This is a genomic window from Terasakiispira papahanaumokuakeensis, from assembly GCF_001709345.1.
Lineage (GTDB): Bacteria > Pseudomonadota > Gammaproteobacteria > Pseudomonadales > Halomonadaceae > Terasakiispira > Terasakiispira papahanaumokuakeensis.
In genome coordinates this window covers 2,606,998-2,631,991 of the sequence record NZ_MDTQ01000001.1, presented here as the reverse complement: position 1 = coordinate 2,631,991, position 24,994 = coordinate 2,606,998, and the positions used below count along the sequence as shown (strand labels likewise).

General features: G+C 51.8%; 26 protein-coding genes and 1 tRNA gene. 14 read left to right on the top strand and 13 right to left on the bottom strand.

From position 1 onward, the window contains the following. Nucleotides 1–17 precede the first annotated feature (17 nt). The 4 genes from BFW38_RS11510 to yghU all read left to right on the top strand — a co-directional run bounded on the left by BFW38_RS11510 (nucleotide 18) and on the right by yghU (nucleotide 3,027). Nucleotides 18–500, top strand: a complete 483-nt coding sequence (locus BFW38_RS11510; RefSeq protein WP_218186409.1) for a threonine/serine exporter family protein — start codon at nucleotides 18–20, stop codon at nucleotides 498–500. A gap of 117 nt (nucleotides 501–617) precedes the next feature. Then, nucleotides 618–1,694 carry a 23S rRNA pseudouridine(2604) synthase RluF gene (gene rluF / locus BFW38_RS11505; RefSeq protein ID WP_068998860.1) on the top strand — a complete coding sequence of 359 codons (1,077 nt, stop codon included), beginning with the start codon at nucleotides 618–620 and terminating at the stop codon, nucleotides 1,692–1,694. A gap of 17 nt (nucleotides 1,695–1,711) precedes the next feature. Then, entirely contained in the window at nucleotides 1,712–2,044 is a 333-nt protein-coding gene (locus BFW38_RS11500) for an antibiotic biosynthesis monooxygenase family protein (protein ID WP_068998858.1), read from the top strand. Nucleotides 2,045–2,160: 116 nt separating this feature from the next. Continuing rightward, the gene (gene yghU / locus BFW38_RS11495) at nucleotides 2,161–3,027 is read left to right on the top strand and encodes a glutathione-dependent disulfide-bond oxidoreductase (RefSeq protein WP_068998856.1); all 867 of its coding nucleotides are present in this window, start codon (nucleotides 2,161–2,163) and stop codon (nucleotides 3,025–3,027) included. Between the two features lie 150 nt (nucleotides 3,028–3,177). Here the strand turns inward: yghU and BFW38_RS11490 are convergent, their stop codons facing one another. Next, on the bottom strand, nucleotides 3,178–4,371 hold the full coding sequence (locus BFW38_RS11490; protein ID WP_068998855.1) for an amino acid aminotransferase: 1,194 nt from the start codon (nucleotides 4,369–4,371) through the stop codon (nucleotides 3,178–3,180). 284 nt (nucleotides 4,372–4,655) lie between these two features. On the opposite strand from BFW38_RS11490, the gene BFW38_RS11485 reads away from it, so the two are divergent. Further along, nucleotides 4,656–5,603, top strand: coding sequence for a cation diffusion facilitator family transporter (locus tag BFW38_RS11485; RefSeq protein WP_068998854.1), 948 nt, complete (start codon nucleotides 4,656–4,658; stop codon nucleotides 5,601–5,603). 12 nt (nucleotides 5,604–5,615) lie between these two features. Here BFW38_RS11485 and BFW38_RS11480 read toward each other — a convergent pair whose 3' ends face one another. Both BFW38_RS11480 and BFW38_RS11475 read right to left on the bottom strand, forming a co-directional pair. Next, complete coding sequence (locus BFW38_RS11480; protein WP_068998852.1) at nucleotides 5,616–6,149, bottom strand: Mpo1 family 2-hydroxy fatty acid dioxygenase; 534 nt, start codon at nucleotides 6,147–6,149, stop codon at nucleotides 5,616–5,618. Nucleotides 6,150–6,214: 65 nt separating this feature from the next. Beyond that, the gene (locus BFW38_RS11475) at nucleotides 6,215–7,498 is read right to left on the bottom strand and encodes a short-chain fatty acid transporter (RefSeq protein ID WP_068998850.1); all 1,284 of its coding nucleotides are present in this window, start codon (nucleotides 7,496–7,498) and stop codon (nucleotides 6,215–6,217) included. 400 nt (nucleotides 7,499–7,898) lie between these two features. On the opposite strand from BFW38_RS11475, the gene BFW38_RS11470 reads away from it, so the two are divergent. The 4 genes from BFW38_RS11470 to BFW38_RS11455 all read left to right on the top strand — a co-directional run bounded on the left by BFW38_RS11470 (nucleotide 7,899) and on the right by BFW38_RS11455 (nucleotide 10,375). Further along, complete coding sequence (locus BFW38_RS11470) at nucleotides 7,899–8,510, top strand: LysE family translocator (protein WP_068998849.1); 612 nt, start codon at nucleotides 7,899–7,901, stop codon at nucleotides 8,508–8,510. Nucleotides 8,511–8,572: 62 nt separating this feature from the next. Continuing rightward, nucleotides 8,573–9,088, top strand: coding sequence for a MarR family winged helix-turn-helix transcriptional regulator (locus BFW38_RS11465; protein ID WP_342668851.1), 516 nt, complete (start codon nucleotides 8,573–8,575; stop codon nucleotides 9,086–9,088). Nucleotides 9,089–9,330: 242 nt separating this feature from the next. After that, nucleotides 9,331–9,774 carry an organic hydroperoxide resistance protein gene (locus tag BFW38_RS11460; protein ID WP_068998847.1) on the top strand — a complete coding sequence of 148 codons (444 nt, stop codon included), beginning with the start codon at nucleotides 9,331–9,333 and terminating at the stop codon, nucleotides 9,772–9,774. 127 nt (nucleotides 9,775–9,901) lie between these two features. Continuing rightward, nucleotides 9,902–10,375, top strand: a complete 474-nt coding sequence (locus BFW38_RS11455) for a peroxiredoxin (protein WP_084004610.1) — start codon at nucleotides 9,902–9,904, stop codon at nucleotides 10,373–10,375. A gap of 752 nt (nucleotides 10,376–11,127) precedes the next feature. On the opposite strand, the gene BFW38_RS11450 is transcribed toward BFW38_RS11455, so the two are convergent. The 6 genes from BFW38_RS11450 to bioB form a co-directional block, all read right to left on the bottom strand. Then, nucleotides 11,128–11,211 (bottom strand) — tRNA-Leu (locus BFW38_RS11450). 28 nt (nucleotides 11,212–11,239) lie between these two features. Continuing rightward, nucleotides 11,240–11,938 carry a dethiobiotin synthase gene (gene bioD / locus BFW38_RS11445; protein WP_068998845.1) on the bottom strand — a complete coding sequence of 233 codons (699 nt, stop codon included), beginning with the start codon at nucleotides 11,936–11,938 and terminating at the stop codon, nucleotides 11,240–11,242. Nucleotides 11,939–12,068: 130 nt separating this feature from the next. Next, nucleotides 12,069–12,902, bottom strand: a complete 834-nt coding sequence (gene bioC, locus BFW38_RS11440) for a malonyl-ACP O-methyltransferase BioC (RefSeq protein WP_084004609.1) — start codon at nucleotides 12,900–12,902, stop codon at nucleotides 12,069–12,071. Continuing rightward, the gene (locus tag BFW38_RS11435; RefSeq protein WP_068998844.1) at nucleotides 12,899–13,612 is read right to left on the bottom strand and encodes an alpha/beta fold hydrolase; all 714 of its coding nucleotides are present in this window, start codon (nucleotides 13,610–13,612) and stop codon (nucleotides 12,899–12,901) included. Before BFW38_RS11435 ends, bioC begins: the two co-directional genes overlap by 4 nt. Then, entirely contained in the window at nucleotides 13,606–14,850 is a 1,245-nt protein-coding gene (gene bioF, locus BFW38_RS11430) for an 8-amino-7-oxononanoate synthase (RefSeq protein ID WP_068998842.1), read from the bottom strand. The genes BFW38_RS11435 and bioF overlap by 7 nt, the downstream gene beginning before the upstream one ends. 2 nt (nucleotides 14,851–14,852) lie before the next feature. Then, nucleotides 14,853–15,944: a biotin synthase BioB gene (gene bioB, locus BFW38_RS11425; protein WP_068998840.1), complete on the bottom strand. Its 1,092-nt coding sequence runs from the start codon at nucleotides 15,942–15,944 to the stop codon at nucleotides 14,853–14,855. An 89-nt stretch (nucleotides 15,945–16,033) separates the two neighbouring features. Here bioB and BFW38_RS11420 point away from each other — a divergent pair, with 89 nt between their 5' ends. Genes BFW38_RS11420 through BFW38_RS11405 form a run of 4 tightly spaced genes read left to right on the top strand, consistent with a single transcriptional unit; the run spans nucleotide 16,034 to nucleotide 20,343 of the window. Further along, nucleotides 16,034–16,777 (top strand): ComF family protein, encoded by a 744-nt coding sequence (locus BFW38_RS11420; protein ID WP_139116615.1) that lies wholly within the window; start codon nucleotides 16,034–16,036, stop codon nucleotides 16,775–16,777. A 39-nt stretch (nucleotides 16,778–16,816) separates the two neighbouring features. Then, nucleotides 16,817–17,827, top strand: a complete 1,011-nt coding sequence (locus BFW38_RS11415) for a serine/threonine protein kinase (RefSeq protein WP_068998836.1) — start codon at nucleotides 16,817–16,819, stop codon at nucleotides 17,825–17,827. A 33-nt stretch (nucleotides 17,828–17,860) separates the two neighbouring features. Next, the gene (gene mltC, locus BFW38_RS11410; RefSeq protein ID WP_218186408.1) at nucleotides 17,861–19,432 is read left to right on the top strand and encodes a membrane-bound lytic murein transglycosylase MltC; all 1,572 of its coding nucleotides are present in this window, start codon (nucleotides 17,861–17,863) and stop codon (nucleotides 19,430–19,432) included. A 29-nt stretch (nucleotides 19,433–19,461) separates the two neighbouring features. Next, on the top strand, nucleotides 19,462–20,343 hold the full coding sequence (locus tag BFW38_RS11405) for an ATP-binding protein (protein WP_068998834.1): 882 nt from the start codon (nucleotides 19,462–19,464) through the stop codon (nucleotides 20,341–20,343). Between the two features lie 121 nt (nucleotides 20,344–20,464). On the opposite strand, the gene BFW38_RS11400 is transcribed toward BFW38_RS11405, so the two are convergent. Beyond that, the gene (locus tag BFW38_RS11400; RefSeq protein ID WP_084004608.1) at nucleotides 20,465–21,595 is read right to left on the bottom strand and encodes a polysaccharide deacetylase family protein; all 1,131 of its coding nucleotides are present in this window, start codon (nucleotides 21,593–21,595) and stop codon (nucleotides 20,465–20,467) included. 146 nt (nucleotides 21,596–21,741) lie between these two features. Beyond that, a complete protein-coding gene (locus BFW38_RS18225) occupies nucleotides 21,742–22,344 on the bottom strand; it encodes a DNA-J related domain-containing protein (RefSeq protein ID WP_068998832.1) in 603 nt (200 codons plus the stop codon). A gap of 218 nt (nucleotides 22,345–22,562) precedes the next feature. On the opposite strand from BFW38_RS18225, the gene ttcA reads away from it, so the two are divergent. Next, the gene (ttcA, locus tag BFW38_RS11390; RefSeq protein WP_069000413.1) at nucleotides 22,563–23,417 is read left to right on the top strand and encodes a tRNA 2-thiocytidine(32) synthetase TtcA; all 855 of its coding nucleotides are present in this window, start codon (nucleotides 22,563–22,565) and stop codon (nucleotides 23,415–23,417) included. A gap of 99 nt (nucleotides 23,418–23,516) precedes the next feature. On the opposite strand, the gene BFW38_RS11385 is transcribed toward ttcA, so the two are convergent. Together BFW38_RS11385 and fnr are read right to left on the bottom strand one after the other, a co-directional pair. Further along, nucleotides 23,517–24,074: a phosphoribosyltransferase family protein gene (locus tag BFW38_RS11385; RefSeq protein WP_175400977.1), complete on the bottom strand. Its 558-nt coding sequence runs from the start codon at nucleotides 24,072–24,074 to the stop codon at nucleotides 23,517–23,519. Between the two features lie 136 nt (nucleotides 24,075–24,210). Then, entirely contained in the window at nucleotides 24,211–24,993 is a 783-nt protein-coding gene (gene fnr, locus BFW38_RS11380; protein ID WP_068998828.1) for a fumarate/nitrate reduction transcriptional regulator Fnr, read from the bottom strand. Between the last annotated feature and the right edge of the window lies 1 nt (nucleotide 24,994).

Here is a 24,994-nt window from a genome sequence, read left to right as displayed (position 1 = left end):
GGGGCATGGAGATCGTGATGGAGATTGGGCACTGGCACTGGGATCAAGCCATTATCGACGCGCTACTGGCTGCATTACCCGCAGCGGGGTTTGCCATGATCTTCAATGTACCGCGCCAGGCATTGAAATTTTGTGCGCTAGGCGGTGCTTTGACCTATAGCTTCAGAGCATTTTTGATGCAAGGCTTTGATGTGTCGATTGGATTGGCTACTTTTGTTGCCGCAACGCTGATGGGGATTCTCGGTGTGTTTTGGTCTCGGCGTCACTGGATGCCGCGCCCGGTATATACCGTACCGGCTATTATTCCGATGATTCCAGGCACCTATGCTTACGAAACCATGATCACGTTAGTGTCGATGAGTGAGCACGGTGCTTCTGATGAGCTAGTGGCGCGCTTTTTGACCAATGGGGTGCATACCCTCAGTATTTTATTTGCGATTACTTTTGGGTTGGCGATCCCTTCCTTACATTACTTTCGCCGTCGTCATCCGGTGATCTAATGGTGCACGGTGATGGCGCTTATGCGTCATAATGCAGGCAGCCTTGGCAGGGCTGTTATTGTGTTTTGATGTCTTTTGTCCCGTTTTAGAACCGCCTAGCGGTGAAGGTTTGTTTTTATGATGAAAAATGCGCAAACACGACTGAATAAATACATCAGTGAAAGCGGTATTTGTTCTCGTCGTGAGGCGGATCGCTATATTGAGCAAGGCAATGTGTTCATTAACGGGCGTCGAGCCACCGTGGGGGACAAAGTCGGTCCTCGCGATACGGTGCGCGTGAATGGCCAGGAAATCGAGCCTCAGGGCGAAGAAAATTTGGTATTTATTGCCCTGAATAAACCCGTTGGCATTGTCAGTACCACTGAATCGAGCGAAAAGTCCAATATCGTTGATTTTGTCAAACACGGTGTTCGTATTTTTCCTATTGGGCGTTTGGATAAAGACTCTCAAGGCTTAATTTTCCTGACCAATAACGGCGATCTGGTCAATAAGATCCTCCGGGCGGGGAATCAGCACGAGAAAGAGTATTTAGTTCAGGTGAATAAGCCGATCACTGAGGCTTTCATCCAGGGGATGGCGGGCGGGGTGCCTATCCTCGGCACGATGACGCGTCAGTGTCCGGTGAGCCAGGAATCCAGTCATGTCTTTCGGATCACCTTAGTGCAAGGGTTGAATCGACAGATTCGGCGGATGTGTGAATATTTCGGCTATGAAGTGACACAGCTGGAACGGGTGCGCATCATGAATGTCACCCTAAAAGGTTTACCTGTGGGTGAGTGGCGTGATTTGACCGATAAAGAACTGAGTGTACTGCTGAAATCTATTGAAGGTTCTTCTTCAGAAGCCGCGCCAGGACGCCGTCGCTCAAAGCCTCGTCAAACCAAACCTGCTGGAACCAAGCGTACTGGAGCCAAGTCCTCTAGAACCCAACAGAAAACGGCGTCATCCGGTCACCCGCCCCGCGGTCAAGGTGCTCCCGCTGGGAAGGCGGGAAAACGACCCTTTAAGGGCAAAAATGCGCAAGGTTCAGGCGGTAAAGGCGCGGGACGTCCGGGATCGAGCAAACCGGGGTCGGGCAAACCGGGATCGGGCAAAAAGGCGGCTCAGGGCGCCGGTAAAAACAGTAATAGTCATCGGACCGGGCAAGGGCGTAAAGGGCCTGCCGTACGGGGGTCTAAATCGCGTCAACGCTAATGAATTGAGGACTTGTCATGTTTATTGCGGTGTATGAGTTTCAAGTCAAAGCCGGTCAGGAAACCGCTTTTAGACACGCCTGGCGGCAGGTCACGCAGATGTTTTATGAGCGTTGTGACAGCTATGGGTCGCGCTTACACCTGACCGATCATCCAGGGCGCTTTGTTGGGTATGCCCAATGGCCAAGCCGCGAACAGTGGGCGGCCAGTCGCCAACTTGACGATGACGATTTTATCAACACTCGTCAGCTTATGAGGGACTGTCTTGAGACCTCTCATACCGTCTATGAAATGACCGTTACCGATGATGAGCTACAGCGCCAGCTCTTTCACCAAGGGAAGCCCGATTAGTGCTGTGCCTTTTGACACCGCACCTTTTGACACCGCCCCTTGGCTTGCTTGAATGTTGATCATCTGACCCCATGATAAAGGGCATCAACGACTAGAGTGAAACCTCGGGAGCGATTATGAGCCAAGATTCAAGCTATACCCCGCCAAAAGTATGGCAATGGGAGCAAGCCAGTGGTGGCAAGTTTGCCAGTATTAATCGTCCTATTGCTGGGCCGACTCACGACAAAACATTGCCGGTAGGGCGTCACCCTTTCCAGCTCTATTCATTGGCAACGCCCAATGGTGTGAAAGCGAACATTATGTTCGAAGAACTGTTGGCTGAGGGTTATCCGGCTGAATATGATGCTTGGCTGATTAATATTGGTGAAGGTGATCAGTTTGGCAGTGGCTTTGTGGCGGCTAACCCCAACTCAAAAATACCGGCCTTGATGGATCATTCCACAGAAACGCCGACCCGTGTTTTTGAGTCAGGCTCGATTTTGTTTTATCTGGCGGAAAAGTTTGATGCCTTTTTACCTCAGTCGATCCCTGCCCGCACTGAAACCATGAATTGGCTGTTCTGGCAGATGGGCAGTGCGCCTTTTGTGGGGGGTGGCTTTGGTCATTTTTACAGCTATGCGCCAGAGAAATTAGAGTACCCGATCAATCGCTATGCGATGGAAACCAAACGCCAGCTGGATGTTTTGAATCGCCATCTGGCCGATCACCGTTATCTGGCGGGCGATGAATATACGATTGCAGATATGGCTAATTGGCCTTGGTATGGTCAGTTGGTGCTGGGGCGCTTGTACGATGCAGCGGAATTTCTACAAGTGGAAGACTACACCCACGTGATGCGCTGGGCGAAAGAGATTGATGCCCGTCCTGCTGTGCAGCGCGGTCGTATGGTGAATCGAACGTTCGGTGAGCTTCATGAGCAGTTACATGAGCGGCACGACGCCAGTGACTTTGAACTGAATACCGAGGATAAACGTCAGGCGTAAGTCCGGTGCCATCCTCATCAAAAACCGGCGGTTGAGTTTAACTCAGCCGCCGGTTTTTTTGCCTGATGACATCAGGTGATGTTTAGATCAGGCGAGTTTTGATCATATAAGTTTTGATCATATAAGTTTAGCAAGACTCACGCGATGAGATTAAGCGGACACCTTGGCGATAGCTTGTGCCACGGTTTCAATATTGCGTTGATTCAAACCCGCAACACACATACGGCCACTGTCAATCAGGTAGACACCATGCTCATCGCGCAAGCGGACCACTTGTGCTGGGCTTAAGCCGGTATAACTGAACATCCCTTTTTGCTGAGTCATATAGCTGAAATCCTGATCAGGCAGTGCCGATGATAAGGCCGACACCAGTTGTTCGCGCATACTGACTAGGCGCTGGCGCATTTCTGCCACTTCGGTTTGCCATTGGGCATTGAGTCGCGCGTCATTCAGGACTTCACTGACCAGGCGCGCGCCATGTTTTGCTGGGCTGGAATAGTTACGACGCACCGTGGCTTTTAACTGCCCGAGTACGCGTTCTGCCGTTTCTGCATTTGAGCAGATGATGGATAAGGCCCCAACCCGCTCAGCATACAGTGAGAATACCTTTGAAAAAGAGTTGCTCAGTAGGAAGGGGTAGCCGCGAGCGGTGAGTGCACGGATGGCATAGGTATCGGCCTCCATACTGTCACCTAGCCCTTGGTAGGCCATGTCCATAAAGGCAATCAGTTCACCGGCTTCAATAACATCTAAGACTTGATCCCACTGCGCTGGGGTTAAGTCGGCGCCTGTTGGATTGTGACAGCAAGGGTGAAGCAACACGATGCTTTGTGCGGGCAACTGCTTGAGACTATTGAGCATGGCCTCAAGATCGACGCCACCCGTTTCAGGGTCGAAGTAGGGGTAGGCGTGAGTTTTGAAGCCTGCCCCTTGGAAAATCGCAATATGGTTTTCCCAGGTGGGCGTACTGACCCAGACTTCTGATTGAGGGAAGTAATGTTTGAGGAAATCAGCCCCAATCATCAAGGCGCCAGATCCGCCCAGGCTCTGAATTGTGGCGATACGCTCGTCGGCCAGTGCGGGGCTATCTGCGCCGAAGATCAGGTGCTGGACCGCTTTTCGATAAGGGGCATAGCCTTCCATCGGTAAGTACAGCTCGCCTTCAGTACTCGGTTTGAAGGCTTGTTGCACTTCGCGTAACGCAGCGGGAATGGGAACGAGGCCCTGCTCATCATAATAAACGCCGATACTTAGGTTGACCTTTTGCTCGCGGGGGTCCTGCTTATAGGACTCAACCAATGAGAGGATCGGGTCTCCGGCATAGGGGGGCACATGCTTAAACATAAGCGTCCTTGAGAATCAGTGAGGGGATACGAGGTCGGCTGTCGACGATCAACCGCACAACCTTCGGCTTGCTGCCGCCATGTCGCAAGCCTATGACTGGTGCATAGCATAACGCAGATGGGACAATTAAATCTTATGAACAATTCATTTTATGAACCATTGATCTCATGAACGACTCATCTCATGAACAATTAAATTTTAGACATAATTGAGCCTTATCCAGGCCGCCTTATCATGCTGGATGTTGTGCTGAGCTGTGTTGAGTTCTTAATCAGGAGTGTTGTATGGCCAGTGAGTCCAAGTCGGTGATTTATGCCGCAATGGCCGGTAATTTATTGATTGCCGTCACCAAATTTATTGCCGGAGGGATCACCGGTAGTTCTGCAATGCTGTCTGAAGGGATTCACTCTGTGGTGGATACAGGCAATCAGGTGTTGTTATTGCTGGGCATGAAGCGGGCGCAAAGACCCCCAGATGATCAGTTCCCCTTCGGTTATGGTAAAGAAGTGTACTTTTGGAGCTTTGTCGTCGCGATTTTGATTTTTGCCATTGGCGCCGGAGTTTCACTCTATGAGGGTATCCTGCATGTACTTGAGCCGGAGCCGATGACATCACCCATAGTGAACTACATTGTGTTGGCGCTAGGCTTGGTGTTTGAAGGGGCTTCATGGGTTTTTGCTTTGAATGCGTTTCGCAAAACCAAAGGTAAATGGGGCTACTTGGAAGCCGTGCAGCGTGGTAAAGATCCTTCACTATTTATGGTGGTGTTTGAAGATTCGGCCGCAATGATTGGGCTACTGGTGGCCTTGGCGGGTGTGGCCCTCAGCCAGCTGACGGGTAACCCTGTATTTGATGGTATTGCGTCGATTCTGATTGGTTTGATTCTGGCAGGAACCGCGATCTGGCTCGCTGTTGAAACCAAAGGGCTTTTGATTGGTGAAAGTGCCAATCAAGTGGTGATCCAGCATATTCGCTCACAAGTGCAGCAAGCCTCACTGGTCGATGCGGTGCACGAAGTCTTGACCATGCACATGGGGCCTGATTTTGTCCTGGTGAACATCAGTGTGCGCTTCAAACGAGGCAGCACTGCCGCCGAGATCGAGCAGGCGATTGCCGAACTCGATCGCAATATTAAGCAGACTTCTCCCGTCGTCAAACGCGTTTTTATTGAAGCTGAATCTTATCGCGATGTGGATTTGCGTGCCGATTCCCCCAGTACAACGCCATCGTGAGATTTAATCTTATTATGAGTCCATTGAGCGGGCCGGAGGGCGACGACGCACCGGCCCCGCGAGTGCGGTGATACTGGCTTCGAGTTGTGAGTAGGCTCCCCATAAGAACAGCAGCTCGGCGGCGACAAAGAGTGGCCCAATGATGAGGCCGATGACATCATCGACAAACGCCGGTTTACGGCCCTCGTAGTAATGGCCGATCAACTGGAAGATCCAACCGACGACAAACAGGCTCAGGCCACTGCTGAGCCAAATCGTCGTTGATCCCTGAGCGATCCAATGGCTGATCAGTAGGTTGAGTCCGAGGTAAGCCGCCATCAATACGCCCAAGCGACGATCCAGACGTAGATAAAATAAGCTCAACGCAGAAGCCACCCATAGTGCAGGGGTGATCGGCCATCCGCTCAAGATGGTGAACACTGGGCGTGATAGCAAGATGGTCACGGCCAGAACAATCATCGGAATACCGACCAGATGAGTCTGAATATTACGCCAATCCCGGTGGTAGGCTGCATACTGACTGAGATGGGTTTCTATTGTTTTCATCAGCGGCTCCTGGCCACGGGCTTGGGTGTGTTACGCCTGCTCTTGTTCGATTCGATTCAGCCGTATTAGATGAAATAAAGCCCTAAGCTGATGACTAAGCCAGACACCATGAGCTGAATCAGGCAATAGCCCATAATATCTCGGGCGCCCAGCCCGGCGATGGCCAACACAGGTAGAGCCCAGAAGGGTTGTAGCAAGTTGGTCCATGCATCTCCCCAGGCGACGGCCATGGCCACTTTCGCCACATCAACATTGAGTAACTCCGCTGCGGGCAACATCACTGGGGCTTGAACCGCCCATTGGCCGCCTCCGGAAGGCACCAGTAGGTTGATCAGGCCGGCCGATAGAAAACTCCACACCGGGAGCGTATCGGCATTGGCAGTCTGTACAAACCCTTGTGCCAGCGTCTGAGCTAATCCGGAGCTTTGCATTAACGCCATGATGCCGGCATAAAAAGGAAACTGAATCAGGATGCCGCTGGCCGTGCTGACTGCCGGTCCAAGGGCGCCTAAAAACCGACTTGCCGTACCCAATAGTAGGAGTGCTATCGCCAAAAAGAGGAGATTGAGAATATTCAGGTTCAAACCGCCGCCCTGGACAAAATAAGGAATCAAGTACGCCAGAATGACGATCGCGATGAGATACAGTGGCCAGCGATGATGAAGGAGCGGGCCATGACCGCCCTCCGGCAACACCTCATCTTGAAAAGCGATTTTTTGACCCGGCGCCTTCTTGTCCAGCATCAGCATGTTGAGTAGCGGGAGAATGATCACCAAGCTGATCACTAGGGCCAGGTTAAACGGCGCAAAAATAGTCTCAGCTGTGGGCAGCAGGCCGATTTCCGCTTCTGCAAAGTGTCCGGGAGTATTTAATGTCAGTGGAATAGAGCCTGATAATCCCGCATGCCAGATGATAAACCCTGAATAAGCCGATGCGACTAATAGCTTGTAATCAACCGCAATCTCACGCGCAATGGCCCGGGCGAAGAAAGCCCCGACGACCAGACCAAACCCCCAATTGAGCCAGGACGCGACCAAAGCGACCAGTGTGACGGCCATGATGGCACTTTTGGGTCCCGGCAAACGCCTTGCCAACAGGCTTAAACATTGTCGAACTGCTGAGGTGGAGGCGACTAGGTGCCCTAGCACTAAAATTAAGGCCATTTGCATGGCAAAGGTCAGTAGGTTCCAGAACCCTTGTCCCCAGCTGTTGAGGGCCTCCATGGGAGGCATCCCTTGTACGCCAATCGCCAACCCTAACACCATGAGTGTGAGGAGTAATACCAGCACAAAAGGATCTGGCAGATAGCGCTCCATGAACCGGACTGCCCCTTTCACAAACCATTGCATGGTCTTTTCCTTATTGTTGTTTTCACTGTCGTTCTTGTCGTCGCGCCGTTTTTATTATTGCTGTTTTAGGGTTACACCGTTTTGGGGTTACACCGTTTTTGTACGGGCCGTTATCTTATACAGGCTCTTGTTTTGTTCGGGCTGTCGTTGGGTGCGCAATGTCCGTTGGGTACGTAATGTTGAACCTGTATGTTGTCATGACAAGCCATAACGCGTGTGGTGTTCATCAGTCGATGCAAGTGAGACTAACGAATCTCATGCATTCGGCACACCACACTTTAGTGGGGGCTGCTGGCTGATCAGTGGGAGTATAAGATGGGATCGGGTTATATTAGGGCATGATTTTATCGCGATCTTATCGTGAGTCATCGCTGAGTGAGTTCACCCCATAGGAGAGAGCATGTCTTTGGATAGTCTATTAGCGTTTGCTGGTGCCTTGTTGCTGGCGGCGGTTATTCCCGGCCCCGGTATTTTGGGATTGCTGGGATGGACACTGGGAAAAGGGAAGCGAGCTGCTGTAGGCTATGCGATTGGCTTGGTCATCGGTGACATGACGTATCTCGCTCTTGCTGTACTGGGGTTGGCCGCACTGGCGCAGACCATGGGCGAAGCCTTTTTGCTGGTGAAAATCGCTGGGGGTCTTTATCTGGCGTATATGGGCATTAAAATCTGGCGGTCGCGACCGACGCTGGGCAATACTCAGCTGAACCGTGAAGGCTCCTTGATGGCTGCCGTTTTGGGAGGCTTAACCACCACCTTGGCAAACCCTAAAACCATTGTTTTTTATATGGGGATTATGCCTTTGGTTGTGGACATGCATGCGATCACTGTGCCGATATTTTTTGAACTGGCCGCGATTACGGCGACGGTACTCATTGCGGTGGTGACCCCTTATGCGCTGGCGGCCAACAAAGCGCGGCGGATGATCCAAACACCACAGGCAATGGCGCGGCTCAACAAAGGCGCGGGTGCGGCGATGGTCAGTGCTGGAACCGCGGTGGTGGTCAGTTGATCCCCATCAATGATGGCATCGTGTGGTGGGCTTGGAATTATGGGCAATATTAAGTTGGCATCATGATGGAAACGAATGAAACAAAAGCAGCGACGGTGGATCAACTTCCTTGCTCGGACGATGTATTGCTGAAGCTCGAATCTCAGCTGTGTTTTTCGCTGTATGCCGCTCAGCTGACTTTTGGCAAACTTTACCGGCGACTGCTTAAGGAATTAGAGCTGACTTATCCGCAGTATTTAGTGATGTTGGTTTTGTGGGATCGTGGCTCTCAATCAGTATCGCAGTTAGGTGAGGCGCTATTGTTGAGCTCGGCGACCCTAACGCCTTTACTCAAACGCATGGAAAAAGCGGGTTGGTTAATCCGTCAACGTTCACAGCAGGATGAGCGACAAGTGGATATTGTGCTGACGGATGCAGGCAAGCAACTTAAGTCGCGTGCTGCTAATGTGCCTAAAGCCGCTTTATGTGCCAGTGATATGTCGCCAGAAGCTTTATTGTCTTTGAAACAGTCTCTTGATCATCTTCGTCATGATCTTGAGGCTGCATTGGCCTCGCCTGAACGGATGTCGCAGGATTAAACCTGCGGGATCGCCATAAGATTCTAGATGTGATATTTATATCGTGCACGATTTAATCGTGTATTATTGTTTTGAGTTTGGTTGTACCGGGTTTTAACTGCACCGGATGAAGGCGCCTTCAATCAATGAGGGGGATTCAATGGTGTCCCCTTGAAACCGGGTCGACCTGCCATAACGTGATAGATAGCGGATGATCAAAGACTTGATGATTCTTTTTCATAGGGCCCTTGTAGGAGGTTCGCATGAGTACCGAAAAAGCTAAGATTGAAAAAGTGTTGTATCGTGCTGAAGCAACCGTGACGGGCGGCCGTGATGGGCGTGCCGTTTCATCGGATAAGGTGCTAGATCTGAAACTCTCCACACCGCAGGCCCTTGGCGGTGCTGGTGGTGATGGGACCAACCCTGAGCAGCTCTTTGCTGCAGGTTATTCCGCTTGCTTTATTGGCGCGATGAAAGCGGTGGCGGCACAAGACAAAGTGAAACTGCCGGAAGCGACTGCCATTGTGGGTGATGTCGGGATTGGTCAAATTCCAGGCGGTTTTGGCATTGAAGTGACGTTGAATATCCAGTTACCGGGTATGGACGAATCACAAGCCAATGAGTTGGTTGAGAAGGCACACCAAGTGTGTCCTTATTCGAATGCCACGCGTGGCAACATTGACGTGACTTTAAACGTCAGCGTGTGATGCGAAACGTCGGTGTGTGATGAGAAGGTTTCTGCACACCCGGCTGATACCCGAGGGTATTTGCCTTCATATGGCATCATTGCGCAGGGGGTGAGCATGCCTCCTGCCAACAGAAGAGGTGATAGACATGATACAAGTTGGCGATGCAATACCTGATGCTACCGTGATGACCCTTGTTGATGGGCAACCTCAGCCTGTTGATGTTCCTGCTTTTCTAGCCGGTAAAAAAGTCGTCGTATTTGCTGTGCCAGGGGCTTTCACCCCGACCTGTTCAGAAGCTCACTTGCCGGGTTACGTTGTGCTCGCTGACCAACTGAAGGCAAAAGGTGTTGATGAAATTGTCTGCGTGGCGGTGAATGATGCCTTTGTTATGGGCGCTTGGGGCAAGGCGCAAAATGCCGAAGCCATTCACATGTGGGGCGATGGTGATGCCAGCTTTACCCAGGCATTGGGGTTAGACATGGATACAGGTGCCTTTGGCGGCACACGTTCCCAACGTTATGCCATGATCATTGATGATGGCGTTGTGAGTGTCTTGAATGTTGAACCTCCAAAAACATTTGAACACTCTAAAGCCGAGACTATCCTGGCGGCCCTTTAGGGTTGATTCGATGTTGAGTGTTGGAGTGTGTTGAGTACCCTATGAGGCTTAAACGGTAGCGCTGACACGCTTGATTGGCCTTGAGTTGAGGGGGCTTGAGTAAATCTTAAGACCCCTCAGATTCTCCAATAATTAATCTGATTCCAATAGACCTCTCTTCTTAGTTTGTTTCACTTCCTCTTTGCGTGGCATGGCCGATTGTCGAGATCGTGAATCTGAACGTGATCTTGATACTTCAAATGCTCAGTCGCTAGAACATCAGCTTTAACAACACGCTTTACTTTAAGCGACAGGCTTTAATACAGGCTTTAATACAACAGGTATCAACACCGTGATGGGTATAAAAAAAGCCCCGGCTGATCCCAGCGCGGGGCGAATACGACTGTATAAAAAAGGAACCCTACCGAAACGTTCTGTAGGCGACGTGCAGATACGATAGCAAGCGGCTGTAACGCAATTTGCTGCGATGGTTGGGCGCTGCTGAGCTGCAGACACCCTCTCAATTCAATCTCACTTAATCGCGTTCTTTGAATCTGAGTGCGATCAGTGATTGTGTTGAGGCTTATTGTGTCACAAGGTGATATTGAGGAATGTGATGCCCGACACATTCCTCAATATCATGGCTCTCAAATATCATATTTGAGCTCTGAAACTGATCGGGGATAAGTGCGTGAGTACACGGGGTGGCGATTTGGGGGAACCCTGGTGCAATGAAAAAAGCCCTGAACACAGAGTGTTCAGGGCTTTTAATTTGGTGCGGATGGGGAGACTCGAACTCCCACGCCAAGGGCACTAGAACCTAAATCTAGCGTGTCTACCAATTCCACCACATCCGCGACTGGAGAGGCATTCTAACGTGGTTTTTTATGAAGTCAATTCTCTTGGCCATTTTAATTGTGTTGCGGCGCTTTCAATGTCCGGTTCTGATTGCCAAGGCATGATCCCCAGACAAGGCGCCGGAAGGCGTTGGCGCAGGGTCTGAAGGTTATCTTCAAGGCGATCCATGGGTGTTGGACCACAGGCATTGCCGACCCAGCCGACGAGAGGCAATCCATCATTGAGAATGGCTTCCGCGGTCAGGCAGGCATGGTTGATGCACCCCAGCTTCAGGCCGACGACTAACACGACGGGGATGTTCAGTGCTCGTGCTAGATCGGCAAGGGTTTCTCGCTCGTTCAAAGGAACACGCCACCCCCCAGCCCCTTCAATCAAGGTGAAGTCACGCCGTTGAATTAAAACGCCCCGGCATAGCCCGGCTAATTGTGAAACGCTGATGCGGCGTCCACTTTCAGCGGCTGCAATATGCGGCGCAATGGCGGGTTCCAGTAGCACCGGGTTGATCTGGGCGTAGGGGAGCGCGGGCGTGCATTGGCGTTGCAAGGCCAGAGCATCCTCGTTACGTAGCCCTTCTGCGGTCTCTTCTGCACCTGAGGCAATGGGCTTGAGGGCCGCTGTGGTGGCACCCGATTGACGGGCTTTGTAGAGCAGGGTGCTACTGATAAAGGTTTTGCCGACTTCGGTATCGGTGCCGGTAATCAACAGTTGGCGGGGTATTGAGTGCATGTCAGTTGATCCAAGAGTTTTAGCTTATTCTGCAGAACGTTGTTCTTTTGAAATATGCCTTTTGAAATATGTCTCTTTAAATGTGTCTTTTGAAATGTGTTTCTTTCAATGTTTTCTTTAAATTTGCCTGCTAAGGCGCGTGTTTATTGAGTTTGAGATAAAGCAGGTGGTAGCTGATCGGTAGCCCCTCAGGCGTGCGCAGCGCTTCATAATGCCGTTGGATGGCTCGCCATTGTGTCGGTGTAATCGACTGATCGCGGGTATCGCCTGTGTGAGCCCCCACACCGCGAATAGATTGCAGTAAGGTTTTGATCTCTGGATAAGTGTGGGTGTACCAGAAAGGCTCGATTTCGACCTGGAATCCCCGGTCAGTGAGAGCGTTAAGCCATGACTCTGGGGCGAAAAAGTGCCTGACGGGGCTTGAGCGTCCGGCAGCTTGCCAAACCTGCTCAATTTCATTAAATGTGCCTGGGAGTAACGTATGGATCAACGCTTGGCCATTTGGCGCGAGAGCCCTCGCGAGGCTGTCACTGAGCGCTTCCAGGTCTGAACACCATTGCAATGCCAGATTAGAAAAAATCAGGTCATAAGCTGATCTGGGCGTGGGCAGTTGTTGAGCATCCTCTTGTTGCCAGTGTAAATGCGGCCATTGTGCGGCTGGCCATTGGCGTTTGGCTTCGGCTAGCATGCCTGGGCTGAGATCAACCCCTGTGACGTGGGCATGGGGATAGCGCTGAGACAAGCGGGCACTCCAGTGGCCTGGGCCGCACCCCAAATCGAGAATCCGTTGCGCGTCTTCGGGACAGTGTTGCCAGAGGCGCTCGCCCAGGCGGTGTTGCACCTGCGCCAGCTGCTGGTAATGAGGAGCGGCTTGGCTGAAGCGACGCTGTACCTGTGTTTGTGCTTTGGATTGAGCTGGAAGAAGGGTGTCAGGGCGAGACATCGTTGATGTTAACCCCGTCATAATGGCACGACCTGTGGTCGCACCTGTGCATCGAGCCAATCGACGACGACTTCAGGGGTGACCCAATGCATTAAGTGTCCTCCAGGGCGTGTGGCTGGCCGATGAAGGCACAAAGGGTCATCAGCGCCGCAGAGTTGCCAAACGGGGCAGGGCGCTTGCGTCAGGAGTGCTCGGCAGTCCAGGGTCGCCAATTGTTCGAGACCTGCCCTTAAAGTGGGATCATCGGGCTGCGCGACCTTGGCGAGGGATCGAGCTAATTGCTGTTGCGCGAGGCGTGGTTCGCTTTCGCCACTGGCTTGCCAGTGCTGGAAATATTTTAAGGTGCGGTCGGGCTCGGCATGATAGCGCTGAGTAAACGAGGTCAGCGTTGTTTGGGCAATGCCAGGATGCCCCTCAGTGGCGGTGAAGCGGCCGCTTTGTCCCAGTAAAACCAGCCCTTTAGGTGGCCCGAGTCGGCTGACCAGTTCACCTAATAATAAGCCACCTAATGACCAGCCCAGCCATATCGCGTCAGGCTTTAACCGAGTGGCCATCACGTTCGCTAACTCTGCTAAGTCGGTGGGCTTTTCCAGTGAGGGTTGCTCGCCATAACCGGGCCAGTCGAGACATTCGACTGAGTCGTGAGGGTGCCGGGCTTGAAGTGCATTGGCAAGCGGCTGCATGGCCACGGCCGGTATCGACCAACCTGACATCAATTGCCAGCTCAACATGATGATGTGGCCTGTGTTTGTGGCTCAGTGATAACGCTTTCTTCGATTTCACTTTGCCTGTTTGAACATTGCTTGTTTAAACATTGCGCCAAGGCGTTGATCAGTCGATCAATGTCGCTTATTTGGTGGGCGGCTGTCAGCGTAATACGCAGTCGAGGCGAAGGCACGGTGGGAGGGCGAATGGCGCCAACCCAAAGACCGGCTTGGGCCAGTTGAGCTTGCCAGTCTAAGGCTTGTGCACTAGAGGAGAGGGCAAGGGGTTGAATAGGCGTTTGACTGTTCAGTAACGGTAATGCCAGTGCTTGGGCCCCTTCCCGAAAGTACTGAATCAATTGCCTCAGATGTTGGCGTCGCTCGGGCTCTTGCTGTACCAGTTCAATGGCTTTTAATGTGGTGGCGGCCACGGCGGGAGGCTGAGCGGTTGTGTAGATGGCCGTTCGGGCAAAGTTCGTCAGGTAATCAATTAAGGCATGACTGCCCGCAACAAAGGCGCCAGCGGTGCCCAATGCTTTTCCGAGTGTACCGACTAATATCGGCACAGTATCCAGGCCGTAGTCTTGGCAGAGGCCGCCACCACGTGGGCCTAAGACGCCCAGGCCATGGGCATCATCAATCATCAGTAGGGCTTGGTGGGCCTGACATTGGCTTGCTAGGGCGGGGATGTCGGCACAGTCACCGTCCATACTGAAAACGCCGTCGCTGACCACAAGTTTTAACCCCTTGCAGGGCGCGCTTAAATGTTGGCTCAGTGAGGCGATATCTTGATGCTGATATCGCTTGAGCCGAGCCCCTGAGAGCTGAGCGCCATCGAGTAATGAGGCATGGTTCAGGCGATCTTGAATGACCTCGTCCCCGCGTTGGGTCAGCGCCTGAATGACCCCTAAGTTGGCCATATAACCGGTCGAAAATAAGAGTGCGGCGGGACGTCCAGTGAGTGTCGCCAGGGCGTCTTCCAGTGCTTCATGGGGCGACTGGTGGCCGCAGACTAAGTGGGCACTGCCTGCGCCTACCCCCCACTGTTTGACCGCCAGACGTTGAGCTTCCATCAGTCGAGGGTCAGCCGCCAGCCCGAGATAATCATTGCTGGCGAAGTTCAAATAGGGTTGGCCCTGATAGATCACTTCACGGCCTTGTGCGCTGCTGAGCGTATGCCGTTGGCGGTAGACCGATTGCGCGCGCCTGGCCTCAAGACGCTCTGTCATACGCTGATCCCAAGCCTGTGGCGCGCATGCTGTCATACTTAGACCACCAGGCCACAAGGCTTTCTTTCGCGTTGTTGAGACGCATGAGGCTGAGACGTCGCATCATGGAACAAGCTGTTATCTTGGGCGATGGCCTCGCGCAGTGCTCCAGCGCGGACACTGTCATCCACAGGCACTTGGTGTTGCTCTGGGTGCAAGCCCAGGCGTTTAAATAGTTGCCGATCTTTATCGGCCTGGGGATTTTCCGTGGTCAGTAGCTTGTCGCCATAGAAGATGGAGTTGGCACCGGCCATAAAGGCTAATGCCTGGGTTTCATCGTTCATTTGCTCGCGACCGGCCGAAAGGCGGACATGACTGTGAGGCATAAGAATTCGGGCGACGGCGATGGCACGGATAAACTCAAAAGGATCCAGATCCGCTACATTTTCCAGCGGGGTGCCCGGTACCTTGACCAGCATATTGATGGGCACCGATTCAGGGTGGGGATCTAGATTCGCCAGTTGGCGAAGCAGTTCGGCGCGATCCCGGTTTTCTTCGCCCATGCCCATAATGCCCCCGCAGCAGATTTTCATCCCGGCATCACGTACATGGCCTAGCGTTTCCATGCGATCGCTATAACTTCGTGTGGTGATGATCTCGCCGTAATACTCTGGCGAGGTGTCGAGGTTGTGGTTGTAGTAATCGAGGCCCGCATCGGCTAGTTGCTCGGCTTGTCCGGCATCGAGCATGCCCAGCGTCATACAGGTTTCCATGCCTAGGGCTTTGACCTGTCGAACCATCTCTAACACGACGGTCAGATCTTTCTCCCGTGGGCTACGCCAAGCCGCGCCCATGCAAAACCTTGAGGCCCCTGCCTGTTGTGCCGCTTTGGCCTGATTCACCACTTTGCTGACTTCATGTAACTTTTCTTTGTCTAAGCCTGTGTTGTAATGCCCGGATTGAGGGCAGTATTTACAGTCTTCAGGGCAGGCCCCAGTTTTAATCGACATCAGCGTCGATACCTGGACGGCATTGGGGTCAAAGCATTGACGGTGAACGGTCTGTGCTTGGAACAGTAGGTCATTAAAAGGTTGTTGCCAGAGGGTGGCAACATCATCACGGGTCCAGTCATGGCGAAGCGTTACGGTCATGAAATAAGCCTTGTTAACCTTGTTGTAAAAAGGAGTTAACAGAGATGATGCGAAGGATTGCACAATCTTGTCAACCAATGATTGGCTGTATGGTTAACAAGTGGCGTTTGGGTTGCTCTACATTCGATCAAACATTACGCCGGGTGTTACCGGGACGGTGTCTGCTGTGTCAGGTCACAGAAGCGGGTCCGCAAGATCTATGTCGCTATTGTGAGCCGTTGTTGAAGCGTAACTTACAGCCTTGTGTCGGCTGTGCTGAGCCGGGTGTGATGGGATTCTTTTGTGCCCGTTGTCAGCATCGGTTTCCGGCGCATGATGGTTTAGTCGTGCCTTGGCTTTATCAGGATGAAATGGCGTATTTGATTCAACGGTTTAAATTTGAAGGCGATCGTGTTGCCGGACGCTTGTTATTGCAATTAATGCAGGCCGAGCGGCCCTTACAAACGGCCTTTGATTTAATGGTGTTGGTGCCCGGGCACCGTTACTCTCGGCGTGAGCGGCCTCTCAATGCCTTATCTTGGTTGGGGCAGCGCTTAGCAGCTGCTTGGCGTCTTCCGCTATTGGCACCGCGCTATTTTTACCGCGCCTCACATGCACCACAACAAAGAGGGCGGACGCGCCAAGCCCGTTGGCAGATAGACCCTGAAACGTTATTAACTTCGGGGCGCTGGGTTCAAAGGGGCACGGCACAGCGTATTCTGTTGTTGGATGATGTCGTCACTACAGGCGCCAGTATGCACTATGCGGCCGCCAAGCTACGTCAACTCGGTGCGGATCATGTTCAAGGCTTGGCCTGGGGGCGTACGCCAGCCGCGATGCCTGCCGTGCTATGATAGCCCGTTGGGTGCTTATTGCTCGTTTGGGAGGCTTTCATGAATACATTGCATACGCCAGATCAGCCGTCTCATCCCTTTGCGACGCTTAGTCCAGACCGTGTCCTGGATGCTGTTGAGTCTTTGGGTGCCTACAGTAATGGCCGCTGCATGGCCTTGAACAGCTATGAGAATCGAGTGTTTCAGGTCGGTATGGAAGACGCACCGACCCTGATTGTGAAGTTTTATCGGCCTGAGCGCTGGAAGACTGCGCAAATCCTTGAAGAGCATGCGTTTGTGGCCACCCTGGCAGAGGCTGGTGCGCCGGTTGTGGCGCCGATCAGCTATCAGGGGCAAACACTGCATGAAGCGGAAGGTTTTCGGTTTGCGCTCTACCCACAGCGACCTGGTCAGGCGCCTGAGTTGGACAACCCCGACCACTTATTTCGACTCGGGGAAATGATGGGGCGTCTCCATCATATCGGCGGCTTGCAGGCTTATCAGCATCGGCCGGTGCTGGATGTGGCGCAATGGGGGCGTCCCGCACGTGAGGCTGTCTTAACGTGCCCCTGGCTTCAAGGCTCGCAGCGAACCCAATATGCTGAGCTGAGTGATCAGTTGTTGGCGCGTATTGAGCAGATTATGGCGCCTTTTGCCGATCAGTGGATTCGTTTACACGGCGATGCTCATGTTGGCAATGTATTATGCCGGGATGATGACATGGTGTTGGTTGATCTTGATGACAGCCGTATGGGGCCAGCGATTCAAGATTTGTGGATGTTGATTACCGGCACCACCATGGCTGAGCGGCGGGAGCAGCTCTCCGAACTGGTGGAAGGTTATGAGCAGGTGTGTGAGTTTCCCCGTGCCCAATTGGGGTTGGTGGAATCTTTACGGACATTGCGGTTGATTCATCATAGTGGCTGGATTGTCCAGCGTTGGCAGGATCCTGCTTTCCCTCAGGCTTTTCCTTGGGTTAAGGCTGAAGGCTTCTGGGATCAGCAACTGAAGTTACTTTCAGAACAGTCGCAAAACCTGACGTTATCCATGGATCGAATGTTACAGGTTTGAGTGATGCGCGAGGCTTCATAGGAGATACCCATAATGCGATTTTGGTTAGGTGCCGGCTGGGTGGGCAGCATATTGTTAAGTGGTTGTATGGGAATGCCGGCTGGCACTTCAACGCACATATCTGATGGCCCCAGTGCTGTTTCGACCAGTGGCCATTGGGAAACACGTTCAACAGAGGCGGGCTCAAAGCCTGCCTCTCCCGAGCCGCGCCCGGCGACTCGGCCCTCCCGCCCCAAAAAGCCTCGTTCCACTCCTGAGGTGAAAGCGAGCCCCGCGGATGAAGGTGATACGCGGGTTAAGGTGATGCCCGCAGATCCACAAGAGGGTGTGCCATTACGCGAAGATAATATTGAGGATTCGACACCTCCGGTCAGTGAGTCTTCGCCCCCAAAGCCAACCCCGGTGATCGCTTCGGCGCCTAAACCTCAGCCTGCTGCTGCGGCAGAGCCCGCGATTACCGGTTCGCAGCGAGCTTCTAAGGGGCAAAACGATAAGGATCAAGACGATACCCAGGATACCTGGTTAGATCGATACCCCAACCTTTCACAGGATTTTGGGCAATATCAAGATCGTATCGTCGCGCTTGAAACTGAGCTCAAGCACTATAAGCGTGAGCTGGCTTCATTGCAGCAGCAAGTGTCGAAGCAATGGGGTTCAGGTAATGTGCTGACCTCGGGTAAAAAGCAATTTGTAAAGTATTCGGATAATTATAAAAGCCGCGGGGATATGGACTTTACCGGTGGCAAAGTTGTGGTCGAGACCGTCGATCAGGCGGACCCTAAAGCACGATTAAAAGAAGCCATCGTGACGACCCTGCTGACCCCCTTAAACGCGGATGATCCCAACTTATTCAGTGATCGTCGGATTGATTACGATGGCCCTTATTTACTCTCCGGTCAGGTGAAGGACCAAGACGGCGTTCCTGTCAAATGGCCCTGGCGAGCCAATCGTTATGCTGAGTGGTTGGTGAATCATCGGGTGGAGCAGGTTGAGGAAGATGGCCAACTAGTTTATCGCGTTGAGATTCCGCTGATTGACAATCACGTTCAGGTGCGTGGCCATCGTTATGAAACACTGGTGAGACAAGCCAGTGAGCGGTACCAAATTTCGGAACCTTTGATTTATGCGATTATGGAAACCGAATCCAGCTTCAACCCTTATGCCACCAGCCATATTCCGGCCTATGGGTTGATGCAGGTTGTGCCTGCGACAGCTGGGCGTGATGTATTCCAGCGGATCAAAAAACGCCATGATCAGCCCACTCGGGATTATTTGTTTAATCCGGCGAATAATATTGATACCGGAACCGCTTATCTCAGCATCTTGCGCGACAACTACCTCAATAAGATTCGTAATCCGACTGCACGCGAATATGCCATGATTTCTGGCTACAACGGTGGTGCGGGCAATGTGTTACGCACTTTCAGTCGCAATCGCACCCAGGCCGTTGAGATGATCAATCGGTTATCGCCTGAGCAGGTGTATCAGAAGCTACGCCATAATCACCCCAGTAGCGAAGCACGGCGTTATCTTGAGAAAGTCACCACAGCCAAACGACATTATCAAAGTGGTGGCCAAGGGCCTGCGTTGGCCAGTGCGCACTGAATAATAAACTCAAAAACAGGAGTTACACTGTGAGTGATCTGAATGCCGTCACGACTCAGCTTACCCGGATTGCCAATGCGCTAGAGTCGCTGAGTGGTCAGGCATCCGTGGTCTTCCCCGATCAAGAGGTGCCGGCTTATCGTTGGGAATCCAATCGTGGATCGGCTGTCGGGGGGCGTTTAGTGCCCATTGAAAATCCCGCCTTAATTGAATTTGACGACTTGCAGAATATTGAGCGCCAACGAGACGCTATTCGTCGCAACACACAGCAGTTTATCGCTGGATACCCGGCCAATAATGTGTTGTTAACGGGCGCCCGTGGCACAGGGAAATCGTCGCTGGTTAAAGCTTGCTTGGCAGAGTTTCAGACCCAGGGACTGCGGCTCATTGAAATCGATAAGCATGACTTGGCCGATTTAAGGCTCTTGGTCGATGTTGTTCGCCGCCGTTCAGAATACTTTATCCTATTTTGTGATGATTTATCGTTTGAAGCTGGTGATGATCATTACAAAGCGCTCAAAAGTGCCTTAGATGGTGCCCTTAGTGGTACAGCGCCGAACATGCTGGTCTATGCCACCTCCAATCGGCGCCACTTACTGCCTGAGCAGATGAGTGAAAACCTGGAAGCCCAGCAAGGCCATGATGGTGAAATTCATCCTGGAGATACGACCGAAGAAAAGGTCTCTTTATCTGAGCGCTTTGGCCTTTGGTTGAGTTTCTATCCGTTCAGTCAGGATGATTACTTAAGGGCCGTGAATCATTGGTTAGCCCACTTTGGCTTGTCTTCAGAGCAAGTCGAGGCTGCGCAGGAGGAAGCGCTACTATGGTTCCGTACGCGTGGCGCGCGTTCAGGGCGTGTGGCTTGGCAATTTGTTCGTGATTATTTAGGGCGGCATCAGCTAGGGCTTTAATCAGTACTGAGCTCTCAAGTGCACTATGTGCTGAACTCTCAAGCGCACTAAGTGCTGAACTCGCGAGCGCATTAAAAAACCTGAGGCGTTAACGCCTCAGGCCCATAGAGCGACAACCACTTTAGTGCTCCTGATACCATTGGCCGTTGGGATTCGGCAGCATCCATTGTTTTGAAAACCAAAAGTAACGCGCTTGTTGCTGGCTAGGGGCGGTACAGTTATAGCGTGTTCTGCCGGGCGACAAATCACGATCGGTGATGACTTTGACCCGGTAGCCGCCCGCTTTAAGCGCTTGGTGCTGAGTCTCAATTTCATGGCCATCGCCACCATAGCAGCGGAGTTGGTTGGGATCGTATTCACCCGGATATAAATCAAATGTCAGCTCAGGCCGTGTTTGGTCGGCTTCCAAAACACCTGACGCGGGTTGTACGTTTTTCACCGGTAATGGCAGGCTATTGAGCTTGGTGATCAATGTCGAAGGGTTGGAGTAAAGACCGTTGGCCGCAATGCGAGGGATTAGAGATAAGCCGGTATACAAACTTGCCGTACCGGTTTGTTGGCCAAATCCCATATACCCCATTTGACGCACTAGCCGTTCCAGATCCGGGTTGCTTTCACCATAGGGGAAGGCGAAAAAGGGCGTTGAAGCGCCTAAGAACTTCTTAATCAGTGATTCATTCAGGTTAATCTCGCGTTGCATCCGCTTGAGCCAGTCTGCCCGGCTCTCATCCTCTTGACGTCGAATCATGTGGGGGTGAGACGCGGTATGATTGCCCACCGTCATTAATCCTGTGTCCTGCATCTCTTTGAGCTGTTCCCAGGTCAAATATAAGGGGTGCTGGTTGATGTAGGCGCCGCTAACAAAGACGGTAAAGGGCAATTTTCGGCGTTTTAATAGTGGCCAGGCATTTTGATAGACATCTTCGTAGCCATCATCAAAAGTGAGCGCAACGACTTTGTCCGGCATGGGTTGTCGTTGGCTGATTGTTTGCATGACCTTTTGTAATGGCCAAACGGTGTAGCCTTGTTCATCCAGTAAATCCAGGTGAGTCCGAAAACGATCAGGCGAGACGCTGGTCGAGGGCGGAGACTGTTCGCTGACATGATGATAAATCAGGATCGCCGCATGATAGACCGATGGTGCTGTCTCCGTTGAAGAGGCGGAATTGGCAGCCCAAAGTAGTGGACTAAAAAGTAGTGAGCTAATAAGCCATAACATTATGGCGAGAAGCTGGGGTCTAAATGCGATCATAAGATCCTCAATAAGCTGACAGTATCCTTAAGGGCCTATCGTGATATGGCCATACTCGATGCCGTAATAAACCGCACCTTACCTCAGTGGCATACTCTTATCTCGTACTTACCTAATGTGAATCGCGTATTTTCAGTCTGATCCCCTTAGGGCCTTACCATGGGGCGCAGAATTTCCATGGCCTCGTTAATTTCCTGAAGACGCTCTGGATCACCGCCTCGGTCAGGGTGGTGTCGCATACATAGTCGTCGATAAGCGCGTTTAATTTCTGGTGCCGGGCATCCTTCTTTGAGGCCCAGCGTTTGTAATGCCTTCGCCTGTAACCCACCGCTGCTGAAGATGCTTTCTTCATGCAGCCGTTTCCAGAAATTATTCAAGGCTGATTCGATATCTTGCTCAGTCGTTTTCTCCAGCATATCGATATCGAGGTAATAATCACGCATGGGGTCGTGTTCTTCGAGACCTGATTGACCTGGGTGGTAGGCCATCAACTGAATGCGAACTGCCGTGATTTCCAAATGTCCTCGCGCCTCACGCCAAAGTTGGTCACGAAGTTGGTAAAGAGCGTTATAGAGTAGGAAATGTGTGCGGAAGAGCTTGACCGTATCCCGGAAAGTGTCCTCATCCAGGTTGACGGCGCCTCGTTCATCCAATGATTTGAGGAGTGTATGTTCGTTAACGCCTTCGGGATATTGCTGAAGGATTTCAACTAACTCACCAAACAGGCGGCTTTCTTGCAATACTGTCATTGCATCCATCCAATTATATGCCGTTACAGGCAGCATTCAGGCGATGAATTGACTTAATACGCCTGAACTGATGATCGTGAACTTACATAAGTTCAGTCTCTCATGTTAGCAGGGGTATGAGAGAAGGAAAACGAGTCCAGCGTTTACTTTTTGCCACGGATTGGGTACAACGTGGGCCGTTCCTATTTCCCTCCTCCAGTCAGACTGTGGTGATCCCGATGCAGGATTTGCTGCCCAAGCAAAAACGTGAGTTCAATAAGCTACAAAAACGGCTTCGTCGCCAAGTCGGCCAGGCGATCGGTGATTATGACATGATCCGTGACGGCGATAAGGTCATGGTATGTTTATCCGGAGGAAAGGACTCTTACACCATGCTGGATATTCTATTGGGCCTACAAAAAAGTGCTCCGATCCAGTTTGATGTGATTGCGGTGAACCTGGATCAAAAGCAACCTGGGTTCCCAGAGCATATCCTGCCCGCTTATTTAGAATCGGTCGGTGTGCCTTATCACATCATTGAGCGAGATACTTACTCGATCGTCAAAGAGGTGGTGCCCGAAGGTAAAACCACTTGCGGTCTCTGTTCTCGCCTGCGCCGGGGCACTTTATACGGCTATGCCGAAGAGATCGGTGCGACTAAAATTGCACTGGGGCACCACCGCGACGATATTCTTGAAACACTATTTTTGAATATGTTTTTTGGCGGTACCCTCAAAGCCATGCCCCCTAAGCTGTTATCAGACGATGGCAAGCATATTGTGATTCGCCCGTTAGCGTATTGTGAAGAGCCCGATATTGAGGCCTTTGCAGAAGCCCGAGAGTTTCCAATTATTCCCTGTAACTTATGTGGCTCTCAAGATGGTCTGCAACGTCAGGTCATTAAAGACATGTTGCAGACTTGGAAACGAGCGCATCCTGGGCGTCTCGAAAATATGTTTCGAGCGGTTCAGAATGTGGCCCCCAGCCAATTGGCGGATCGAGAGTTATTCGATTTCGAAGGTCTCGAAGCCAAGCGTGAGAAGCAACAATCTCAACGTATTGAAGCACTGGATATGCTGGCTTATAAGGCCTAGTGTTGATTCAAGTATTCAAGGCTTAGGCGCATCTAAGCCTTGATCCTCCCGCCGCTCAATACCGCTTGTTGTTAAAGCTTATTTTTCAAAGCTTATTTGTTAAAGCTCGTCCGCATCAAAAGCCATTAAGCTAAAAGCCGGGATTTCCATATCTAATAGCCGTTGGCGTCCGCCATAATCAGGGAAATCTGCGATCGCGGCGACTTCACTGATGTTGGCATTTTGTTGTCGAACCAAGGTGCTGGCAGCGATAAACGTCGTGCCTGTGGCGATGACCCCATCGAAGAGTAAAACGCGATCCCCTGCCACCAGTTGATCCTTACGAATTGCCAGCGGGCGTGCTGGGTCGGTATCGGGTAAGACTAGGCGCTCGTCCTCAGGGAAATCTTCCGGGGAGCAAATTGAGATGAGGGGGAGATTTAGTTGATAAGCGAGCAACGCACCCAATAGGCAGCCTTGGCCTGGTAGCGCCAAAATGTGAGTGATTTCTGAACCGATATAACGCTGCATCAACATGCCGATGGCACGATGAAGCGCTTTGGGATCCGATAGAATGCGACTGAAGTCGCATTCTACTCGTGATAAGGGTGTGGCCCGTGATGAGGATGATCCAGATAAACGCCTGACAAGCGCTTTAAGCGCGAAATCTTCAGCCATGACCATTCTCCGCATATTCAATGGCCACTGGGTGTCGCATTCCAATGGCCTGTGCCGATCCTGTATTAAGCTTTTTTAATCAAGGCGATATTAAATCAATAATTGCTGATATTAAGTGTAACCCAAAATCATCGCATTATTGTGCTGCTGCGATTTTTTCCGGGGGTTGTGCGCTGCCACAATCGACCATGCCGGCCAGCTCAATCAGCTGGTCCATGTCGAGAATGTGCACTTCTTTACCATTTACAGCAATGAGCTCAGCATTTTGAAAGCGTGTAAACACACGGCTTACCGTTTCCACTGCAAGGCCCAGATAGTTCCCGATTTCATTGCGAGACATGGGCAAGCGGAAAGTGAACTGAGAATAACCGCGGCGTTTAAATCGCTGGGATAAGTTGGAAATGAAGGTCGCTACGCGCTCTTCTGCATTCTTCTTAGAAAGCAGCATCATCATTTGCTTATCATCACGGAGCTCTTTACTCATGATGCGCAAAATCTGTTGGCGCAGATCGGGTAAATCATGTGCCAGTGCTTCCAAACGTGTGAATGGAATTTCACACACGGTTGTGGTTTCCAATGCCTTGGCCGAAATGGGGTAAACATCGCAATCAATGCCATCCATCCCAACCAGTTCACTGGGTAGATGGAAATTGGTAATTTGTTCTTCACCTTCATTGGTCATGATGTAGTTTTTCAGGCTGCCGGAGCGCACTGCGTAAACACATTCAAAGGCATCGCCTTGACGGAACAGATGCTCCCCTTTTTTGAGTGGCTGCCGACGCTTGATGATGCGATCTAGCTGATCGATATCTTCAAGATTGAGTGATAATGGCAGGCATAAGGAGCTAAGACTGCAGGTCACGCAACGCGCTTCCTTGCTGAGGCTGAAGCAACCCCCTTTGAGGTGACGGCTAGGCATC

Bases quoted from the DNA above. Each gene is read 5' to 3' on its own strand.
- BFW38_RS11510 (WP_218186409.1), top strand. From the start codon at position 18: ATGGAGATTGGGCACTGGCACTGGGATCAAGCCATTATCGACGCGCTA.
- BFW38_RS11385 (WP_175400977.1), bottom strand. From the start codon at position 24,074: ATGGCTGAAGATTTCGCGCTTAAAGCGCTTGTCAGGCGTTTATCTGGA.
- BFW38_RS11420 (WP_139116615.1), top strand. From the start codon at position 16,034: ATGGTTAACAAGTGGCGTTTGGGTTGCTCTACATTCGATCAAACATTA.
- BFW38_RS11435 (WP_068998844.1), bottom strand. From the start codon at position 13,612: ATGTTGAGCTGGCAATTGATGTCAGGTTGGTCGATACCGGCCGTGGCC.
- fnr (WP_068998828.1), bottom strand. From the start codon at position 24,993: ATGCCTAGCCGTCACCTCAAAGGGGGTTGCTTCAGCCTCAGCAAGGAA.
- mltC (WP_218186408.1), top strand. From the start codon at position 17,861: ATGCGATTTTGGTTAGGTGCCGGCTGGGTGGGCAGCATATTGTTAAGT.
- BFW38_RS18225 (WP_068998832.1), bottom strand. From the start codon at position 22,344: ATGACAGTATTGCAAGAAAGCCGCCTGTTTGGTGAGTTAGTTGAAATC.
- bioB (WP_068998840.1), bottom strand. From the start codon at position 15,944: ATGACCGTAACGCTTCGCCATGACTGGACCCGTGATGATGTTGCCACC.
- BFW38_RS11460 (WP_068998847.1), top strand. From the start codon at position 9,331: ATGAGTACCGAAAAAGCTAAGATTGAAAAAGTGTTGTATCGTGCTGAA.
- BFW38_RS11480 (WP_068998852.1), bottom strand. From the start codon at position 6,149: ATGAAAACAATAGAAACCCATCTCAGTCAGTATGCAGCCTACCACCGG.
- bioF (WP_068998842.1), bottom strand. From the start codon at position 14,850: ATGACAGCATGCGCGCCACAGGCTTGGGATCAGCGTATGACAGAGCGT.
- ttcA (WP_069000413.1), top strand. From the start codon at position 22,563: ATGCAGGATTTGCTGCCCAAGCAAAAACGTGAGTTCAATAAGCTACAA.
- BFW38_RS11465 (WP_342668851.1), top strand. From the start codon at position 8,573: ATGATGGAAACGAATGAAACAAAAGCAGCGACGGTGGATCAACTTCCT.
- BFW38_RS11500 (WP_068998858.1), top strand. From the start codon at position 1,712: ATGTTTATTGCGGTGTATGAGTTTCAAGTCAAAGCCGGTCAGGAAACC.
- rluF (WP_068998860.1), top strand. From the start codon at position 618: ATGATGAAAAATGCGCAAACACGACTGAATAAATACATCAGTGAAAGC.
- bioD (WP_068998845.1), bottom strand. From the start codon at position 11,938: ATGCACTCAATACCCCGCCAACTGTTGATTACCGGCACCGATACCGAA.
- BFW38_RS11470 (WP_068998849.1), top strand. From the start codon at position 7,899: ATGTCTTTGGATAGTCTATTAGCGTTTGCTGGTGCCTTGTTGCTGGCG.
- BFW38_RS11490 (WP_068998855.1), bottom strand. From the start codon at position 4,371: ATGTTTAAGCATGTGCCCCCCTATGCCGGAGACCCGATCCTCTCATTG.
- BFW38_RS11400 (WP_084004608.1), bottom strand. From the start codon at position 21,595: ATGATCGCATTTAGACCCCAGCTTCTCGCCATAATGTTATGGCTTATT.
- BFW38_RS11455 (WP_084004610.1), top strand. From the start codon at position 9,902: ATGATACAAGTTGGCGATGCAATACCTGATGCTACCGTGATGACCCTT.
- BFW38_RS11475 (WP_068998850.1), bottom strand. From the start codon at position 7,498: ATGCAATGGTTTGTGAAAGGGGCAGTCCGGTTCATGGAGCGCTATCTG.
- BFW38_RS11415 (WP_068998836.1), top strand. From the start codon at position 16,817: ATGAATACATTGCATACGCCAGATCAGCCGTCTCATCCCTTTGCGACG.
- yghU (WP_068998856.1), top strand. From the start codon at position 2,161: ATGAGCCAAGATTCAAGCTATACCCCGCCAAAAGTATGGCAATGGGAG.
- BFW38_RS11485 (WP_068998854.1), top strand. From the start codon at position 4,656: ATGGCCAGTGAGTCCAAGTCGGTGATTTATGCCGCAATGGCCGGTAAT.
- bioC (WP_084004609.1), bottom strand. From the start codon at position 12,902: ATGACGGGGTTAACATCAACGATGTCTCGCCCTGACACCCTTCTTCCA.